Raw genomic sequence first — 1,766 nt, 5'->3', positions numbered from 1 at the left:
TGGGCGAACCTGCCCTCGGCGCTAAAAATGACCCAGCCGCGCTATCAAGATGTGAAAGGGGCCGACATTCCCGAGGTGATCGACGATGACGGCACACGCGTCAAGGTGATCGTCGGCGACTTCTGGGGTAAGCGCGGCCCGGTCGATGGCATTGCCGCCGACCCGCAATACCTCGACATTTTCGTGCCCGCCGGGGTGAAAAAGCGCTTCAAGCTAGATACCCGCCGCCGCGCCTTTGCCTATGTGTTCGAAGGTGACGGTTTTTTTGCCGATGCCAGCCGCCCTGAAGGCGTGCTTCTGGAAAAGGAGGTGCTGGGGCAAGAGGTCAATATCCGCGACCTTTCAGGTAACCGCACGCTGGTGCGCTTTGGCGCGGGCGACGAAGTGGTGGTGCAGGCAGGCGAAAGGGGCCTGCGGTTCTTGCTGATCTCGGGCGCGCCGATCGAAGAGCCGGTCGCATGGCACGGCCCGATCGTGATGAACACCCGCGCCGAGATCGCGCAAGCCATGAGCGATCTGCGCAACGGAAACTTCATCGCGCCCGCGCATTGATGCCAAAGGGCGCTCGCAACGCGCTTTGGTGCTTGGGTCAGGCCGCGACCGCCTTGCGCACCATATCCCAGTAGATCTGTTCAACCCTGGCACGGCTGAACCTGCCGCCCTCGCGAAACCATGTGTTGACGCCCGTCAGCATGGCGATGATCGCCAGCGTCGCAAGCTTGGTATCGGGCAGGGCAAAGCAGCCCTCGGCCTGCCCCGTGCGCAAGATCGATTCGAGTTCGTTCTCATAGGCGCGGCGCAGCGCCTCGATCGCGGCAAAATTGCCGGGGCCAAGATTGCGCAGTTCCATGTAAGACAGAAACACCGCCTCGGCGCGTTCGAGATTGAAGCGGATGTGAAAACGCACGAAAGCCTCGAGCTGTTCTGGCGGCGAGGGGGCTGTGGGCACCTCTGACCAAGCGGCCAGAAGTTCATCCATATGGCCTTTGAGCAGGTCGAACAGCAGCGTTTCCTTGTCGGGCGTGTAGAGATAAAGCGCACCCGCCTGCAACCCGACCGCCGCCGCGATCTGGCGCATCGACACGGCGGCAAAACCGTGCCGCGCAAATAGCCGCCGCGCCTCGGTGCGGATCCGGGGGCCGGTGATTTCGGAATGTGAACCGCTTTTTCGTGCCATGGCCTCAGCTTATCTGAACGATTGTTCAGTATCAAACCCTCGCGTGGTGTCGGGCCTTGCAGCCGGGTAGCCGGGCAGGCTAGGCTTTGGCATGCTCATCCGCGCCGCCCTGATCGTGACGTTTGCGCTTGGCCTGGCCGGTTGTGGCGGCGGGCAGGATACGCCCGCGCGCGCCTATCCTGCGCTGCTGCCGATCGAGCAGATCCTGTCCGTGCCTTGGCCAGAGCGCCGCCCAACCAGTGGGCTTGACGCGCGCGCCGCAGCACTTGCGGCACGCGCCGCAGAGCTGCGTGCCGAGTAGGGTGCCTTGCGTTGCATGACCCGAGCTAAGCCGCTAAGGAAAACCAATTGTTTACCCGAAATGGAGTCTCGTCATGCCCGCATCCCCCGCCCCTGCCCTGCGTCTTGGGATTGCCGGGCTTGGAACCGTTGGAATCGGTGTCGTCAAGATCGTGCAGAACCACGCGGATCTTTTGGCCGCGCGCACCGGGCGGGCAATCGAAATTGTTGCGGTTTCGGCGCGCGACCGCAGCAAAAACCGCGATGCCGACCTTTCGGGCTATGCTTGGGAGGATGACCCGGTCGCCCT

3 protein-coding genes and 1 pseudogene are annotated in these 1,766 nt (G+C 63.1%); 3 read left to right on the top strand and 1 reads right to left on the bottom strand.

What is annotated here, in order from left to right:
• On the top strand, window positions 1–552 hold a 552-nt coding region (locus ABY403_RS16260), incomplete at its 5' end, for a pirin family protein (protein ID WP_372841854.1).
• A gap of 37 nt (window positions 553–589) precedes the next feature.
• On the opposite strand, the gene ABY403_RS16255 is transcribed toward ABY403_RS16260, so the two are convergent.
• Window positions 590–1,177, bottom strand: coding sequence for a TetR/AcrR family transcriptional regulator (locus ABY403_RS16255; RefSeq protein WP_372841852.1), 588 nt, complete (start codon window positions 1,175–1,177; stop codon window positions 590–592).
• A gap of 91 nt (window positions 1,178–1,268) precedes the next feature.
• Here ABY403_RS16255 and ABY403_RS16250 point away from each other — a divergent pair, with 91 nt between their 5' ends.
• Both ABY403_RS16250 and ABY403_RS16245 read left to right on the top strand, forming a co-directional pair.
• On the top strand, window positions 1,269–1,478 hold the full coding sequence (locus tag ABY403_RS16250; protein WP_372841851.1) for a hypothetical protein: 210 nt from the start codon (window positions 1,269–1,271) through the stop codon (window positions 1,476–1,478).
• Between the two features lie 73 nt (window positions 1,479–1,551).
• Window positions 1,552–1,766: pseudogene (locus ABY403_RS16245) on the top strand (homoserine dehydrogenase); the annotation flags it as partial.

Origin of the sequence: Phaeovulum sp. (assembly GCF_041596715.1) — a bacterium.
Taxonomy (GTDB): domain Bacteria; phylum Pseudomonadota; class Alphaproteobacteria; order Rhodobacterales; family Rhodobacteraceae; genus UBA6213.
The sequence above is the reverse complement of the archived record's forward strand: the minus strand, read 5'-3'. Positions and strand labels throughout refer to the sequence as shown.